Raw genomic sequence first — 14,899 nt, 5'->3', positions numbered from 1 at the left:
GAGGTTGCGAATGACAGAGGCGTCAGCGAGAATGGCGGATCGGCCCGGCCGGCCAGCTCGCTCCGTCAGTGTTGTCATGTGGTCCTTTCTGGAGTGCGGAGCATTCAGTCACTGTCAGGAGTCGGTCACGGCCAAGGGGCGATGCCGGCCCGGCGTGTCTGCTTGTGGATGCATCCACCCGGCCGTCGCTGGCTGATCGAACGCCCCGTCCTCGGACGCTCCTACTCAGTGAGTCGGAGACCCAGGCCTCCGGCAGCGCGAAAGAAAGATCATCGCGCTGCCTTTGGCCCTCTGGTGAGTCGGAGACCCAGGCCTCCGGCAGCGCGAAAGAAAGATCATCGCGCGGTCACCGCAGTAGCCTGCCCCGACCCGCTGACCCCGACCAGGGCATCTCCGCTCCTTGAACTGATAAGCGCCAAGCTAGCCGCTCGCTGGATCCAAGCTCTTACGCAGAGTAACACTCGTCGGCTGCTCTACGCGACGACTACTAGGAGTCGCAGCGACAGTGGCTGGAGCGGTCGTCGAGTAGGCGGCGGGTATCTTCCTAAAAACTGTCGTCTACCTGACAGCCAGCGGTGATATTGCGTCCCGCAGCTTCTGGAGCTGTCCGCCCGGTAGACGGCTTTTGCGCGGGTTATCCGGATTCCGGACGGGCACCCGCATCAGTGATCCAGGCCCCCGGGCCCCTGATGGGATGAGGACCTGGGCATTCGGCCTTCCCGGGGCTGGCTACCTGCTCGATCGTGCGTCATAGCGGTCTTGCGCGGCGCTGACCGTCAGGGCATGGTCCCGGATCCAGTCGAACAGCTGCCGCAGGGGCTGGGCCAGTCCCTCGCCGAGCGAGGTGAGGCTGTAGCTGACCTTGGGTGGGGATGAGGGCTCCACCGTGCGTTCGATCAGGCCGTCCCGGACCAAGGTGCGCAGGGTCTGGGAGAGCATCTTCTCGCTGATTCCTTCGATCTTCGTCCGCAGTTCGTAGAACCGGAGCGGACCGGCGCCCAGCCCGGTGAGGATCAGCACGCCCCAGCGGCTGGTGACGTGGTCGAGCACCGTACGAGCGGGACAGCCGCTGTGGAACGCGTCGTCACCCATACCGTCCTGGATGCTCTCGGAGGGCTGCGAACCTACCTTCATGTTATGAGCATACTCAGAAGTGGCTTCTTACCAAAAGTAATCTCCTATATTACGGTTACCCGAGACCAGAGACCCGAGATGGAGGCGCGATGAGTGGATCACGTGAGGTGGCATTGGTCACAGGGGCAGGCCGCGGCATTGGTGCGGCGACAGCCCGCGAGCTGGGCCGCCGTGGCTACCACGTGGTGGTCAATTTCCGGAGCAACGTCGATGCCGCCCGTGCGGTCGCCCTCGACGTCGAAGCCGCGGGGGCGACCGCTCAGTGCGTTCAGGCCGATGTCTGTGATCCCGATCAGGTTGAGAGGATGGTCGACGCCGTTCTGGCTGATCAGGGCCGTATCGACGTGCTGGTCTGCAACGCCAACACCGTAGCCCCACCGTTTGCCCCGCTTGCATCCCTGGCGTGGAAGGACTTCATCAACAAAGTCAGCGGTGAGCTCGCCGGGGCCTTCTTCGTCACCCAACAGGTACTGGCGGCGATGCGAGGTCATGGCGGCGGCCGGATCGTGTACGTCTCCAGTACCGCCGCCGACTACGTGGGGTCCAACAGACTCTCCCACTCGACGGCGAAGTCGGCACTGAACACCTTCAGCCGCCATGTCGCCGCGGAAGCGGCGTCATATGGAATCACTGTCAACACGATCGCCCCGGGCAGCGTTCGCACCGAGGCGACCGCTCCGATCTTCACGCCCGAGCGTGAGAAGCATCTCGAAACCCACTCGGTCCTGCAGCGTGTGCTCGAACCCGAGGACATCGCGGCGGTGATCGGCCAAACCGTTGATGTGGGTATGCGGAGCGTCACAGGGGCACTGATTCGCATTGATGCAGGCTTTGGTGTGCTGGTCGGCGGACCGTCGTCCACCGCGTGACCCGGGCGAAGGTACGTCCGGTCGGAAACATGCTCTTCACCTGATTGCACAACCGGGTTCTGTCCGGCCGCGGCTTTGGCATCCGCTTCGTGATGTATCCGTCCGGACGCCGTTTTCCGGTCGAACGCGCTGCCCTCGGTGCTTGGAGCCTGTTTTGGATGTTCTGCTTGAATTTTCCGGCCCGCCCGGCGAATGCAAGATCTAAGGCAGGCTCGCTACTTTGACCGGAAATTTTCTCGCCGGATCTGGGATTATCCTGAACGTGACCTCGATGTCGACCAAGGAGGAACTCAATGGCCACACTCAACGAGGACGCCCGGAATCTGCTGAGCCGACCGGTGTACGCCTGGGTAACCACCCTGCGTCCGGACGGGTCGCCGCACAGCACGGTTGTCTGGGTCGACGTGGATGGCGACGAGATCATATTCAACACGGCGATCGGTCGGGCCAAGGAGCGGTACCTGCGTAAGGACCCACGGGTTTCGATCGGTGTACTCGACCCGGATGACGCTTACCACCTGGTCAGCGTCTCGGGGTTGGCCCGCCTCGAGATCGACGGTGCCGACGCCGTCATCGATCACCTTGCGAAAAAGTATCTCGGGGCGGACAGTTACCCTTTCCGTCGGTCGAGTGAACAGCGGATCACGGTTCGAGTGAAACCGCAAAACGTCATCCACAACGTCGGCCGGTGACGGTTGTGTGACAGGTGTACGGCTTCAGTATCTCACCATAATCGGCCAGGAGACATCTTTCGGACGTGTTCTGGGCGCGCTGCTGCGAGCACGTCCGAGAATCGTGCGTTCTGCCGAAAACCGAAATTCGACCGTCGTCCGGGCTCGGCGAACCGGACCGGTGAGTGCCGACCCGGGCTTCGAGCGACCAGGCTCCGAGCGACCAGGCTCCGACGAAAGCGAGGCGTATACGCAGGTCCATGGTTTTCAAACGCGCTCCGGCGTGAACCTGATACGAGGGGCCGCACCAACGGTCAGATGGCGTGCCGCCAGGATGGCCCGCTCCGGAGACACTACGTGTGGTCGCTTTTTATGATCATATGATTGTAATGCGTTACGAGATGGCGACATGACGTCCGGACGGTGACGTGCCGTCCGGGAGGGCGGGTGGTGTCCGGAAGGGCAGGTGCCGTCCGGGAGGACGGGTGGCATCCTGATTTGACACCCGAACCGGGAACCGTTTTCATTACGCAGTCGTCCTCACGGTGGAGTCGTCTTGCGTATGTCACGGGCCCGTTCATCCTCAGGCATTGCCAGTCTTGCGCTGCTTGCTCTCCTCACCCTGCTTGCCGCCGGTTGCGGTTCCGGCGGCGGGTCCGCGTCGGCCGCGTCGTCGGAGAAGCTCAAGGTGGTGGCGACGACCACCCAGGTCGCGGACTTCGCGCGTGCCGTGGGCGGCGACCGGGTTCAGGTGATCCAGATCCTCAAGCCCAACGTCGATCCGCACGACTGCGAACCTTCACCGGCGGATGTCAAGGCCATCGGTGAGGCCGACGTGCTCATGGCCAACGGGGTCGGCCTGGAGAAGTGGCTCGACGCGACGATCTCCTCCGCGGGTTTCACGGGCACCCGGGTCGATGCCAGTCAGGGAGTGAAGATCCGTTCAGGTAACGGTGACGAGGAGGAGAAGGAGGGGGATCCGCACATCTGGCACAATCCGCTCAACGTGAAGATCATGATTGTCAGCATCGAGAAGGCGTTCACCGCCGAGGACCCGGCTGGTGCCGTCGCCTATAAGGCCAACCGCACCGCTTATGACGGCAGGATCGATGCACTTGACGCCGACATCGCGCGGCAGATCAGCTCACTGGCTCCCGCCGACCGCAAGTTGGTGACCAACCACGACGCATTCGGCTACTACGTCGACCGGTATCAACTGACCTTTGTCGGCTCGATCATCCCGAGTTTCGACACGTCGGCGGAGCTGTCCGGCCGCGATGTCAAGGATCTTGTCGAAAAGATCAGATCCATCGGAGTCAAAGCGATCTTCTCTGAGTCGTCGCTGCCGCCGAACACGGCCGAGACGATCGGTCGGGAGGCGGGTGTCAAGGTGGTGGCGGGCGAAGATTCGCTGTACGGCGACACCCTCGGTCCGCAGGGCTCGGACGGCGCGACCTACCTGCAGATGGAGGAGCACAACACCAGGACAATCGTTGACGCGCTGAAGTGAGGCAAGGCTCAGGTGAGGCACGTTGAAGTGGGGCGACAGATGGTGGACCCCCGAGCCGACGTCGGCGCCGGGTCACTCGTGGATGCAGCCGGTGACCGTCCCCCCGCTGTGGTCTTCGATCGGGCTAGCGTCGCCTACGGCCGGGTGCCTGTTCTCGAGGATGTGGACGGGGTGGTGAACGCGGGGCATATGGTTGCGCTCATCGGTCCGAACGGGGGCGGAAGTCGACTTTGATCAAGGCGGTTCTGGGGCTCGTCCCGGTCGTCCGCGGGTCCATCCAGGTGCTCGGCCGGACGCCGACTCAGGCCCGTCAGGACGTTGCCTATGTCCCGCAGGCCGACACTCTTGATCTTGTTTTCCGATCTCCGTCGGGCAGGTCGTGCTGATGGGCCGGTACCGCCAGGTCGGTTGGGTACGCAGGCCGCGCCGGTCCGACCGGCTGATCGCCGCCGAAGCGTTGGCCGCGGTGGGGCTTGCCCACCGCAGCGCCGACCGTTTCGGCACCTTGTCGGGCGGCCAGCGTCAACGGGTGCTGCTCGCGCGGGCGATGACCCAGCAGCCCAGGCTCCTGCTGCTGGACGAGCCGTTCAACGGTGTGGACGCGGTCTCCCGGCAGGCGCTGCTGTCGGCAATCGAAGGTTTGCGTGCGGCCGGTGCCACAGTTGTCGTCAGCACTCATGACCTGTCCCTGGCGCATCTGGCCTGCGACGACGTCTGCCTGGTCAACCGGCACCAGTTCGGTTTCGGTCCGACCGCGGCGACACTCACCCCCGACCGACTGCGGGCGGCCTACGGCAGTTCCGCGCTCGAGCTGCGGGGTGAGGGTGTCATCGTCGCTCATTCGTGAGTCGCCCGGTATGAGTCACGCACGTGTGAATCGCTCGTTCCCGGGTCGTCGGCTGACAAGGGGTCTGCTGACGGGGGAGCCGCTGCCAAGGGGTCCGCTGTGCTGAGCCGGTTGCTGGTGGATCCGTTCGCGCTGCCGTTCATGCAGCGGGCGTTGGTCGAGGTGCTGCTGCTCGGCGCGTTGGCGGGGGGTGTCGGGGTGTTCGTGGTGCTGCGCCGGCTGGCCTTCCTCGCGGACGCGCTCACCCACGCCGTCTTCCCCGGGGTCGTCATCGGATACCTGGTATCGCGGGAACCGGGGATCGTCCCGGGGGCGCTGGTTTTCGCGGTCCTGGCGGTGGTACTGTTCACCGCTTTTGCGGCCAGGGCACGGGTGAGTCAGGATGCTGCGCTCGCGATCCTGCTGACCTCGTTCTTCGGGCTGGGGGTCGTGCTTGTTTCGCGGCGGCGTTCCTACACCGCCGACCTGACGACCTTCCTGTTCGGTCGTGTGCTCACCGTCGACTCCACCCAAATCGCGCAGACAGCAGTGGTGGCTGTAGTCGTCAGTCTGGTGATGTATGCGCTGCGTAAGGAGCTGCTGCTGCGAACGTTCGACCAGCACACCGCACAGGCAATGGGCTACCGCGTCGTGCTGCTCGACCTCGCCCTGAACCTGATTATCGCTCTGGTCGTCGTCGCCGCGGTCAAGGCCGTCGGGACGATCCTCAGTATCGCGCTCCTGGTCGTTCCGGCGGCTACCGCCCGGCTGCTGTCCGATCGTCTGCTGGTCGTGACCGGGCTCGCGGTCCTGCTCGGCATGCTCGGCGGATGGCTGGGGCTCGCGGCCAGCTATGAGGCGTCGATCAACCATGGGGTACGGCTGGCCTCGGGTGCCACGGTCGTGCTCGCGCTGGTCGCGTTCTATCTGCTTGCGTTGGGCGTCGTCCCGCTTGCCCGGCGTCGCCGGCGTCGGCGCATGAAGCTGCCACCCGAGGTCGCGGACGTCGGTGAGCTCTCGGCCGGCCGGCTTGCCCCGGGGACGCACACGGGCGGGGGTGTCCGCTAGATGGCCGTCCTGAGTCTGCTGTCGGACTCCTACACCCGCCGTGCCCTGGGCGAAGCGGTGTTCGTCGGTGCGCTGTGCGGTGCCGTCGGTGTGCACGTGGTACTGCGTCGGCTGAGTTTTTTCGCGATGGCCATGACGCATGCCACCTTCCCGGGGGTCGTGCTCGCGGCGATCCTGGGCGTCAACATCTACCTCGGTTCGGGGATTTTCGGCTTCCTGGTGGTCCTTGCCGTGGCCGCGCTGTCGGCCCGTGGCGACAACGCGAGCGTCACCGGTGTCGTGCTGTCCGGCAGCTTCGCGCTGGGGGTGTTACTGCTGTCGGCGCAGACGGGGTTCACCAGGGACCTCACCGCCTATCTGGTCGGATCCATCCTCACGGTGCAGGCCGGTGACCTGGTGACCTCCGGGATCACCGCAGCCGTCGTGCTGGTGGTCCTCGCGCTGCTGTCCAAGGAACTCGTGTTCGGGGCCTTCGACCGGGATGCGACTGTCGCGATCGGTTATCCGGCCGGCCGGCTCGACGTCGTCCTCCTGCTGCTGATCGAGGTGACGATCGTGACCTCGGTGCCGGCAGTAGGGACGATCCTTTCGGTCGCGCTGATCGTGGCGCCGGCGGCGACGGCCCGGCTGTGGTGCGACACCGTGGGGGGCATGACCACGCTCTCGATCGTCATCGGAGTCGCAAGCAGTGTCATCGGCCTGGTGATCAGCGAACAGTGGTCTGTGGCGGCCGGCGGCGCGATCGTGCTCACCGCTTCGGGAATCTTCGTGTTGTCGGCGCTCCTCGTCCCTGCTACCGGGACGCTGGTCCGTCGCCGGCGCGCTCGTGCGGGGACGGCGGAGGGTCCGGGCCGGTTGCCTGCGCCCGGCGCATATCCGCATGGTGCGCCGGGGCCGGCAACCGGCACCGGCGTCAGCAGTTGACGAACTCCGGCTGCTGGTTGAGTACCTGGCTTTCGTTGGAGACGAATCGCTGGTACTGCTCCCCGCCGACCGTCTCCGGACGGAATGCGGCCAGGCGGTGGCAGTTCTGGAAGGCGAGCGCCACGCCGAAGCGTCGTTCCAGAGCCGCCCGGACTGCGCTGCTCGCCATTGCCCGCAGGAGCTGGCCCTGTGCCGCGTCGTCCGGCGGTGGGACAAGATTGTCCGTGAAGTCACGATCGGTGCCGGGTAGCTCGCCGGCGAGCCGTTCGACCAGGTCATAGGCGTATGGCAGTGAATCGCGCACGCAGGCCAGGAAGGCGTCGTCCGCGACGTGGCCGCGTTCGGCCTGCGCGAGCAGATCGGGGGAGACGGTCAGGGACACGGAACCTCCTGGACGCTCGGGGACGGTTCATCCGAGCCGAACTGTCTCCGATCTGGAAACCGTTGTCAATACGGATTGCGCTGAGGTGGCCGCCGGGTGCCGAGGCGGTCGTCAGGTGTCGGGTGCCGGATGACCGCAGGGGTAGGCCGCCGGCGCCACTGACGATCAGCGGCGCCGGCGTGGCGGCTGATCAGCTGATCAGCTTCATGAGCTCACGCCCGTCCACCCAGGCGTCGGTGACGCCGACAAATCTGTTGTCGGACCACCGCAGGATTCGTACCGCCGTATTGCAGACCGACGGGAAGACTTTTATCTGGGTGCCGTCACAAGTGAACGGATGGGCCATCACGTTCGGATGCTCCCGGGTCGCCCTGAAAGCATTCCGAAGATCGGTGGGGGTCGTCTGTGCGGTTTCGGCGAGCAGCGAGCGTACCGTGAGGACGGTCGAGAAGGACGCCTGCGACAAGGGTGACCGCGAAGCTTCCGGTACTTTTTCCAGGAATGCCTTGGTGTCCTGGTCACCGCCGGTGGCGTCGAGCGGAAGATAACCGGAGACGAAGTTGATGTTCCCGGTGGCCCGACCGCCGGCACGCGCTACCGCGGGCGTCGCGCAGGAACCGACGAAGTACATCGGGGCCTTCACCTGGAGTGTGCCCGCAACCTGAGCGATTCGGGCGCACGACTGGGCCGGGAAAACGACGACGATTGCGTCCGGATTCCCGGACGCGACCTGGTTGACGGCCGGGGCGAAGTCCGCCGTATCGACCTTCTCTGAGACCAGCAGGACGTCTGACACCCCCTTGGCCCGTAGAATCCGCTGGGATCCCTGAATGGCGGCGGTCAGGAGCCCGGGCAGGTCCGCGTACAGGGCATGGACCTTCGTGGCGTGTTTGGTCGCTGTCAGGTACTCGGTAATTCCGAGCAGTTCCGTGAGCGTGCCGCCGGTCAGCGAGAAGGAGTTGGGTGAGCTCAGTTCCCCGCTCAGCTGAGGTGATCCGCTGACATAGGGAATGCCGGCCTGCTGATACAGCGGCATGGCCGCCTCGGTGCTCAGATCCACCCCGCCGACCACGGCCACGGGTCCCGCGGCAATGAGTCGGTTGGCACAGTCCTGGGACGACTCCGGTGAGCCATTTGTTGCGCAGGGGACGAGTTCAAGAGGTCGGCCGTGAACTCCGTCGAGCGTCGCGTTGGCGTAGGCGACGGCGCTCTCGGCGGCTATCCGAGTCTCGGGAAACGACCCGAGCGGGGTGTTCTCCATGGAGACGAAGCCAAGCTTGACAGGCGGTCCGCTCAGGTGGTTTGCCGATCTGCTGTCTGCTTGACCTGGGCTGTTGGATCGGCTGCCGCGCTGGCTGGTGCACCCCACGAGGACGACCAACGTGACTGCGGCTGCTGCGACGACACGGCGGGACAGCGTCATATTGCCAGAAGTTACACTGCCTTAGCCCGCAAGGCACCGCCTTGGTCCACAACGGACTGCCCTGTCGATTGGAGAGCGTTGTGTCCACGTATGTCGCGGCACTGATCCTGGGTCTGGGCGCAGGCGCGGTGTATGCGGCGCTGGGGCTTGGGCTGGTGCTAATACACCGAGCCTCGGGGGTAGTCAATGTTGCGCACGCCGCGTTCGCAATGTACGTCACCTACCAGTATGCGGAACTGCGGGATGTCGGGGACATCGTCCTGCCCGTCGTGGGCCTTCCGCCCCGTATTCATTTGACCGACAGTCCTACCTTCACGCTGGCGTTGACCGTGTCACTCGCCATGGCCGCACTCCTCGGCCTCCTTGTGTACTTTCTCATATTTCGGCCTCTTCGGCACGCCCCGCCGGTCCTGACCCTGGTTGCCTCGGTCGGTCTCATGATTGCGTTGCAGGCGTTGGCGGTACTGCAGTTCGGGTCGGACAACAGGTTTATCGACTCCGTGCTCCCGCAGGCGTCCTTTTCCGTGTTCGGGGTAACCGTTCCGATCGATCGCCCGCTGCTCGCGATGCTGGTGGCGGCCATCGGCACGCTCATGTGGGCAGTATCCCGGTGGACCCTGTTCGGGCTCGCCACCAAGGCGGTCGCAGAGTCCGACGAAGCGGTGGAACAGTTCGGTTACCGGCCCGAGGCCGTCGCCGCGGTGAGCTGGGTCGTGGCGTCCGTACTCGGCGCGCTCGCCGGAATCCTGGTCGCACCGATCAGCGTGTTGAGCCCTTCCACGTACACCTTGTTTATTGTTCCCGCCCTCGCGGCGGCGCTGCTCGGTGGGCTTTCGTCGTTCGGTGCCACCATCGTCGGGGCGCTTCTGCTCGGTATGCTTCAGTCGGTTCTCCTGCCCCTGCAGCATGATGTTCCATGGCTCAACCAGCCCGGTCTGCGGACGTTGTTCCCGCTGATCGCCCTCATTGCCATCGCGGTTACCCGTGGCCAGCTGATACCAGGGCGGGCCAGGGCCGTGTCGGTCGCGCGGCTGCCTCGGGCGGAGCCGACAGGACGTCCGTTGCGTGATCTCGCCGTACTCGTGCCGGTCGGAATGCTCGCGCTGTTCGTCCTTACCGGCCCCTATCGGCTGGGCCTGGAACGTAGCCTGGCCGCCGCCGTGGTGTGCTTGTCCTTTGTCGTATTGACCGGATTCGCCGGCCAGCTCTCCCTTGCGCAGATGTCGCTGGCCGGTGTGGCCGGGTTCCTGCTGGCAAGGTTGCAGGGCGGCCTCGGCGTGCCGTTCCCGCTCGCGCCACTGCTCGCCACCGCGGCGGCCACCGCCGCGGGCCTGGTGCTCGGGGCGCTGTCGCGGCGGATACGAGGGGTCGATCTGGCCATCGTCACGCTCACCGCCGGGGTCGCTTTCCAGGAGATCATATTTGTGAATCCGCTGATCACAGGTGGGCTCGCCGGATCGGTCGTCCCGCCGCCCAAGCTTTTCGGGTTCGACCTCGGCGTGGCCGGGGAGGGTTTTCCGCGGCTGGAATACGGGTTGCTCAGCCTTGCGGTGTTCGCGGCATGCGGTTTCGGGGTGGCCCGGTTGCGTACCTCGACATCAGGTCTGCGCATGCTTGCGGTCCGCTCCAACGAGCGGGCGGCATCGGCCGTGGGCGTCGACGCCGCCCGGACCAAGCTGCTCGCCTCAGCCGCCTCCGCCGGGATCGCCGGTTTCGGCGGATGCCTGATCGGCTACGGTCAGGGCAGGCTGTCGTTCGACTCCTTCGGGGTGTTCGCGTCCCTGTTCTTTCTGGCGATCGCGTCGGTCGGTGGGGTGATGAGCGTGCGTGGGGCGGTGCTGGGCGGCCTGCTGGCACCCGGTGGCGTGGTGTTCACAGTGCTTGACAACTTCGGTCATCTCGCGCGGTACCAGTCGCTGCTGTGCGGTGTCGCTCTGGCCGTTCTGGTGGTGGTACGCCCTGAGGGACTTGCCTACAACGCCCGACGACCTCAGCCGGCCCGACACGCCGAGGTGGCCCGGTGACCATGCGCCTGGACATCAGCGGACTGTGCGTCCGCTACGGGAAGGTCGAGATCGTCCACGACGTGTCGTTCACCCTGCACGCCGGACAGGTGACCGGGCTCATCGGGCCGAACGGCGCAGGGAAGACCACGCTGATAGACGCGATCACAGGATTTACGCCGTCCAGCGCCGGCAGGATCATCCTGGATGGGACGGTGCTGAACTCGCTGCCGCCCCATGAGCGGTTCCGCCGGGGTCTTGCCCGTACCTTCCAGTCACTGGAACTGTTCGAGGATCTGTCCGTCGCCGAGAACCTGGCGGTCGCCGGGCCGGAACCCGCCTGGACGTTGGAGCTGGGCGCGGTCGCGGACCGGCTTCCGGCCACGCTCAACCACGACGAACGGCTCGCTGTCGGGCTCGGTCGGGCTCTGGCCGCGGGCGGTCAGGTGCTGCTCGTGGACGAGCCGGCGGCCGGTCTGGATTCGGCCGCCCGGTCCATCCTCACCGGCCGGATACGACGGCTGGCCGAGCGTGGTTGCGCGATCCTGCTCGTCGACCATGACATCAAACTGGTCTTCGAGGCGTGCGACGATGTCGTGGTGCTCAGCGGCGGCCGGGTGGTCGCGCACGGCCCGCCGGCGGAGGTCCGCGACCGCGCCGAGGTTCGCGAGGTCTACCTGGGCGCTCCTCCGGCCACCACGGTGCGGTTGCCCGCGCAGGCCCGCTCGGACCGGGCGCTGGTCGTCGAGGAGGTCGTCAGCGGGTATGCGGGCGTCCCCGTGCTGCACGAGGTTTCGCTCGAGGTCCGTGCCGGTGAGGTCGTAGCGCTGCTGGGACCCAACGGCGGCGGCAAGACAACCCTGGTCCGGACGGTGGCCGGGATGATCACGCCGTTCGACGGCCGGATGGCCGTGCTCGGGCAGCCGACGCGCCGTGTGCACCCGGCCGGACTCGCTCGCCGCGGCCTGGCAGTGGTGCCGCAGGGAGGCACATCACTGCGGGGCCTGACGGTCCGCCAGATCCTGCGGCTGGCCGTCGGCCGCCGGCCCGGTGACCAGATCGAAAAGACGTTGGAGAGCTTTCCCGCCCTGCGTCCCCTGCTCGACCGGACCGGCGGCGAACTTTCCGGGGGCGAGCGGCAGCAGCTCGCGCTGGCCAGCGCTGTCGCCCGCCGGCCGCGGCTGCTACTGGTCGACGAGTTCTCCTCCGGTCTGGCAACCGATCTCGCATTGAGCCTGCTGGCCGTCCTGCGACGTCTGGCGGACGAGCACGCCACCGGCATTCTGCTGATCGAGCAGCACGTGTCGCTCGCTCTCGCAGCGGCGGATCGCGCGTACATCCTCGACCGGGGCCGGATCGCGTTCAGCGGCACCGCGGCAGCTCTCGCCGCCGACCCTGATCTGATCAATGCCAGCTATTTCGGGATCGGTTCGTCAAATGAGCGGCAGCCAGGCATCCTGCGGCCTCCCGGACCCACGGGATCGGCCTCCGGACCCGCCGGATCCACCTCGCCGATCCGGAAGGAACCCCGAGCGCGGGCGGACGTGAATGAGCATCGACATGAATGACCATGGTTCGGCGCCCGCACCGCCCGGTGGACCTCGTCCGGGCAGCGTGCTCGCGGTGATGGCCCACCCCGACGACGCGGAGCTGTGGGCCGGTGGCACCCTCGCCCTGCACGCCCGGGCCGCCCGTGTCACTATCGCGGTCCCGCGCAACGCCGCCGACCGGATGGCCGAGGCCGAGGCGGGTGCGCGCATTCTCGGCGCACACCTGCACGTCCTCGACACCGACCGGATCGTGGCCGAGATCCAGGAGCTGCTGATCGGGCTGTACCCCGAGATCGTGGTGACCCATCCACTGGCTGATGTCCACCCGCGCCACCGGCGTGTTGCCGCGGCTGTGCTCGAAGCTCTGCCGCAGGCGGTGCTCACCAGCGGCCGTCCGCATCGGGTCTACACCTGTGACAGCTACAACTCCCTGACCGTGGACGGGCCGGTGCGTGCCACCGCGATCGTCGACGTCACCACCACTTTCGACGTCAAGCTCCGGGCGCTGTGCGCGCACGGCGGCACCCAGCCGATCAGTGAGGAGTTCGGCCCCATGGCCGAGAACCTCGGTCGACTGTGGGGTGCCCGAATCGGAGTCGCCTACGCCGAGGGATTTATGGCACTACCCGTCCTCGGACGGCTGCCCAGTGTGACCTGTCTCTGACTGGCCGAAAAGCGCGCGATTGTGGTTTTCGCGCGCTCGGCGGTCCCGCAGAGCCTGTGTTCTACAGGAACATGCCCCGCCTATGGTCGACCATCGGCGGCCGAAGACGTCACAGCGTAGATGGGTGTCAACCTATGGTCATGGTGACGACTCCCAGGCATACGCTCGCATACAACTTCTGCCATGCGTGGGCGCGGCGGCAGCAGACGACTGGATGGATGGCGCGGCAGGTGGACGGACGCGGGGCTGGTGACGGTAGGGCTTGCCGTCCTGTGCGGGCTCGTGGCGCTGTGGATGCGGGTGCCGGCCTTCTACCCGGCGACCGTGGACGCGGGACGAGCCGGGGTGATCGCGGCGACCCGTACCGACATCGGGATCGCCGCCGTGGCCCTGGTCGTTCTCGCCGGGATGATGATCGGCCTGGCCGAGACCTGCCGGGCGAATGCCCATGCTCGTGATGCCGACCGCCGTATGTGGGAGCGGGAGCTTGCCGGGCAGTTGATCGAGCGCTACACCCGTGCGGTCGACCAGCTCGGTTCGGACACGTTGGACGTGCGTCTCGGTGGGATCTACGCGCTTGAACGGATCGCGAAGAGTTCCCCGGAGGATCACCCCACCGTGGTCGAGGTGCTCTCGGCGTTTGTCCGGGAACACGCGGTCGCGGCCCGGCCCGATGCCAAGCCGGCGGCGGCAGGCGTTCATGCCGGTGCTTTCGGTGATGAGAACGGCTCTTGCGGGGTGCTCACCGGTTCTTGCGGGGTGCCCATGGCAGGTGGGCCGGATACCGACGTCCAGGCGGCGATCACGGTCCTTGGCCGGCTTCCCCACCGGGAGGGAGTTTCCCGCGCTGATCTGGTCGGTGCCGACCTCACCGGCGCCCAACTGGGCCGGGCAGATCTTGTTCGGGCCCACTTGGCCGGCACGGACCTCTCCGGTGCCTGTCTGGTCGAAACGAAACTCACCCGTGCCGAACTCATCGGTGTGAACCTGCATGGCGCCCAGCTCGACGGGGCGGAGCTGACCGGTGCCCTGCTGGACCGGGCCGTCCTGCGCGGTGCCCGGCTGGCGGGGGCGGATCTCACCGGCGCCTGGTTGGACGGAGCCGATCTGACCGGTGCGCGCTCGCTGACACAGGAACAGCTCGAAGCAGCGCACGGGGACGCCGCCACGACGCTGCCGGAAGGGCTCACGCCGCCGGAGTCCTGGCCGGCGTCCTGGCCCGCGGACGTGGCGTTCCCGCTCTGAGCGTTCCAGGGAGCGGGGCTTCCCGGACCTCCAAGATCGGACGATCAATATCCACCGGACACGGCCTGGAGCCGGAGATAACGCGATCATGTTTCTTCCGTGGTGAGGTCCGTGAAGGCTGCTCCCGGCCACCGACGTGAGTACGTGAATCCCGGCGTGGGCGGAATACCCACCGCATACCCACTGCGCACCGGTCGTTCGGCTGCGCAAGCAAACCCTGGACGGCCCGTCCGGACGTGACCTGGTTATCAGTTTCCCGACTCCATGGCCGGGCAGAAAGGCCCTGAAGATCCGAGGACTTCCGCCGCCGCCTTACCGGCTGCCCGCCTGTGGCGGGGGCGAGGTGGATCCCGTGAGTGGGTATTTGGCGGGATGCTTCGGGCGTATTTAACGCTCCGTAATCATCATTACTGTAAGAAGTTGGCTCATTGCCGACCGGAGTTTCCAGTAGAGATCATATTTGTGGCTTCTGCATGCCTTCAGGATTATGGATCTTGAAAATCTGACTTCGCTCTGATCTGAATCAAGATGGGAATGTGATGAGGATCACGGTGTTGGTGATGACGCTGGAGATCGTTTAATTGTGTCGAATCGGGTTTTAAGGACAAAAAGGAAGGAGGCAGCCGGGGC

General features: G+C 66.1%; 14 protein-coding genes. 11 read left to right on the top strand and 3 right to left on the bottom strand.

Features of this window, described 5'->3' with window-relative positions; all coding sequences use genetic code 11:
* Nucleotides 1–729: 729 nt before the first annotated feature.
* On the bottom strand, nt 730–1,134 hold the full coding sequence (locus CV1CTNOD_RS22405; protein ID WP_131787918.1) for a winged helix-turn-helix transcriptional regulator: 405 nt from the start codon (nt 1,132–1,134) through the stop codon (nt 730–732).
* A gap of 89 nt (nt 1,135–1,223) precedes the next feature.
* On the opposite strand from CV1CTNOD_RS22405, the gene CV1CTNOD_RS22400 reads away from it, so the two are divergent.
* The 7 genes from CV1CTNOD_RS22400 to CV1CTNOD_RS22375 all read left to right on the top strand — a co-directional run bounded on the left by CV1CTNOD_RS22400 (nt 1,224) and on the right by CV1CTNOD_RS22375 (nt 7,002).
* Nucleotides 1,224–2,003, top strand: a complete 780-nt coding sequence (locus CV1CTNOD_RS22400; RefSeq protein WP_131787917.1) for an SDR family NAD(P)-dependent oxidoreductase — start codon at nt 1,224–1,226, stop codon at nt 2,001–2,003.
* A 293-nt stretch (nt 2,004–2,296) separates the two neighbouring features.
* The gene (locus CV1CTNOD_RS22395) at nt 2,297–2,695 is read left to right on the top strand and encodes a PPOX class F420-dependent oxidoreductase (protein ID WP_131787916.1); all 399 of its coding nucleotides are present in this window, start codon (nt 2,297–2,299) and stop codon (nt 2,693–2,695) included.
* A gap of 541 nt (nt 2,696–3,236) precedes the next feature.
* Nucleotides 3,237–4,184 carry a metal ABC transporter substrate-binding protein gene (locus CV1CTNOD_RS22390; protein WP_131787936.1) on the top strand — a complete coding sequence of 316 codons (948 nt, stop codon included), beginning with the start codon at nt 3,237–3,239 and terminating at the stop codon, nt 4,182–4,184.
* 39 nt (nt 4,185–4,223) lie between these two features.
* A complete protein-coding gene (locus CV1CTNOD_RS28470) occupies nt 4,224–4,418 on the top strand; it encodes a hypothetical protein (protein WP_431607171.1) in 195 nt (64 codons plus the stop codon).
* 151 nt (nt 4,419–4,569) lie between these two features.
* Complete coding sequence (locus tag CV1CTNOD_RS28465) at nt 4,570–5,031, top strand: metal ABC transporter ATP-binding protein (protein WP_431607170.1); 462 nt, start codon at nt 4,570–4,572, stop codon at nt 5,029–5,031.
* Between the two features lie 99 nt (nt 5,032–5,130).
* Nucleotides 5,131–6,078 (top strand): metal ABC transporter permease, encoded by a 948-nt coding sequence (locus CV1CTNOD_RS22380; protein ID WP_431607169.1) that lies wholly within the window; start codon nt 5,131–5,133, stop codon nt 6,076–6,078.
* Nucleotides 6,079–7,002, top strand: coding sequence for a metal ABC transporter permease (locus tag CV1CTNOD_RS22375; RefSeq protein ID WP_242606927.1), 924 nt, complete (start codon nt 6,079–6,081; stop codon nt 7,000–7,002).
* On the opposite strand, the gene CV1CTNOD_RS22370 is transcribed toward CV1CTNOD_RS22375, so the two are convergent.
* Together CV1CTNOD_RS22370 and CV1CTNOD_RS22365 are read right to left on the bottom strand one after the other, a co-directional pair.
* Nucleotides 6,992–7,384, bottom strand: coding sequence for an SCO5389 family protein (locus tag CV1CTNOD_RS22370; RefSeq protein ID WP_131787915.1), 393 nt, complete (start codon nt 7,382–7,384; stop codon nt 6,992–6,994). The genes CV1CTNOD_RS22375 and CV1CTNOD_RS22370 overlap by 11 nt on opposite strands.
* A 190-nt stretch (nt 7,385–7,574) precedes the next feature.
* Nucleotides 7,575–8,807, bottom strand: a complete 1,233-nt coding sequence (locus CV1CTNOD_RS22365; protein WP_131787914.1) for an ABC transporter substrate-binding protein — start codon at nt 8,805–8,807, stop codon at nt 7,575–7,577.
* Between the two features lie 80 nt (nt 8,808–8,887).
* On the opposite strand from CV1CTNOD_RS22365, the gene CV1CTNOD_RS22360 reads away from it, so the two are divergent.
* The 4 genes from CV1CTNOD_RS22360 to CV1CTNOD_RS22345 all read left to right on the top strand — a co-directional run bounded on the left by CV1CTNOD_RS22360 (nt 8,888) and on the right by CV1CTNOD_RS22345 (nt 14,269).
* Nucleotides 8,888–10,831, top strand: coding sequence for an ABC transporter permease subunit (locus CV1CTNOD_RS22360; protein WP_131787913.1), 1,944 nt, complete (start codon nt 8,888–8,890; stop codon nt 10,829–10,831).
* Nucleotides 10,832–10,833: 2 nt separating this feature from the next.
* Nucleotides 10,834–12,378 carry an ATP-binding cassette domain-containing protein gene (locus CV1CTNOD_RS22355; protein ID WP_242606932.1) on the top strand — a complete coding sequence of 515 codons (1,545 nt, stop codon included), beginning with the start codon at nt 10,834–10,836 and terminating at the stop codon, nt 12,376–12,378.
* Entirely contained in the window at nt 12,371–13,024 is a 654-nt protein-coding gene (locus tag CV1CTNOD_RS22350) for a PIG-L deacetylase family protein (RefSeq protein ID WP_131787912.1), read from the top strand. The genes CV1CTNOD_RS22355 and CV1CTNOD_RS22350 overlap by 8 nt, the downstream gene beginning before the upstream one ends.
* 249 nt (nt 13,025–13,273) lie before the next feature.
* A complete protein-coding gene (locus tag CV1CTNOD_RS22345) occupies nt 13,274–14,269 on the top strand; it encodes a pentapeptide repeat-containing protein (protein WP_242606925.1) in 996 nt (331 codons plus the stop codon).
* Nucleotides 14,270–14,899 lie beyond the last annotated feature (630 nt).

The sequence above is a fragment of the Protofrankia symbiont of Coriaria ruscifolia genome, from assembly GCF_900634745.1.
Taxonomy (GTDB): domain Bacteria; phylum Actinomycetota; class Actinomycetes; order Frankiales; family Frankiaceae; genus Protofrankia; species Protofrankia californiensis.
The sequence above is the reverse complement of the archived record's forward strand: the minus strand, read 5'-3'. Positions and strand labels throughout refer to the sequence as shown.

Excerpts from the sequence above, each read along its gene's own strand:
- CV1CTNOD_RS22405 (WP_131787918.1), bottom strand. The coding sequence starts at position 1,134 with ATGAAGGTAGGTTCGCAGCCCTCCGAGAGCATCCAGGACGGTATGGGT.
- CV1CTNOD_RS22400 (WP_131787917.1), top strand. The coding sequence starts at position 1,224 with ATGAGTGGATCACGTGAGGTGGCATTGGTCACAGGGGCAGGCCGCGGC.
- CV1CTNOD_RS22395 (WP_131787916.1), top strand. The coding sequence starts at position 2,297 with ATGGCCACACTCAACGAGGACGCCCGGAATCTGCTGAGCCGACCGGTG.
- CV1CTNOD_RS22390 (WP_131787936.1), top strand. The coding sequence starts at position 3,237 with ATGTCACGGGCCCGTTCATCCTCAGGCATTGCCAGTCTTGCGCTGCTT.
- CV1CTNOD_RS28470 (WP_431607171.1), top strand. The coding sequence starts at position 4,224 with ATGGTGGACCCCCGAGCCGACGTCGGCGCCGGGTCACTCGTGGATGCA.
- CV1CTNOD_RS28465 (WP_431607170.1), top strand. The coding sequence starts at position 4,570 with ATGGGCCGGTACCGCCAGGTCGGTTGGGTACGCAGGCCGCGCCGGTCC.
- CV1CTNOD_RS22375 (WP_242606927.1), top strand. The coding sequence starts at position 6,079 with ATGGCCGTCCTGAGTCTGCTGTCGGACTCCTACACCCGCCGTGCCCTG.
- CV1CTNOD_RS22365 (WP_131787914.1), bottom strand. The coding sequence starts at position 8,807 with ATGACGCTGTCCCGCCGTGTCGTCGCAGCAGCCGCAGTCACGTTGGTC.
- CV1CTNOD_RS22355 (WP_242606932.1), top strand. The coding sequence starts at position 10,834 with ATGCGCCTGGACATCAGCGGACTGTGCGTCCGCTACGGGAAGGTCGAG.
- CV1CTNOD_RS22350 (WP_131787912.1), top strand. The coding sequence starts at position 12,371 with ATGAATGACCATGGTTCGGCGCCCGCACCGCCCGGTGGACCTCGTCCG.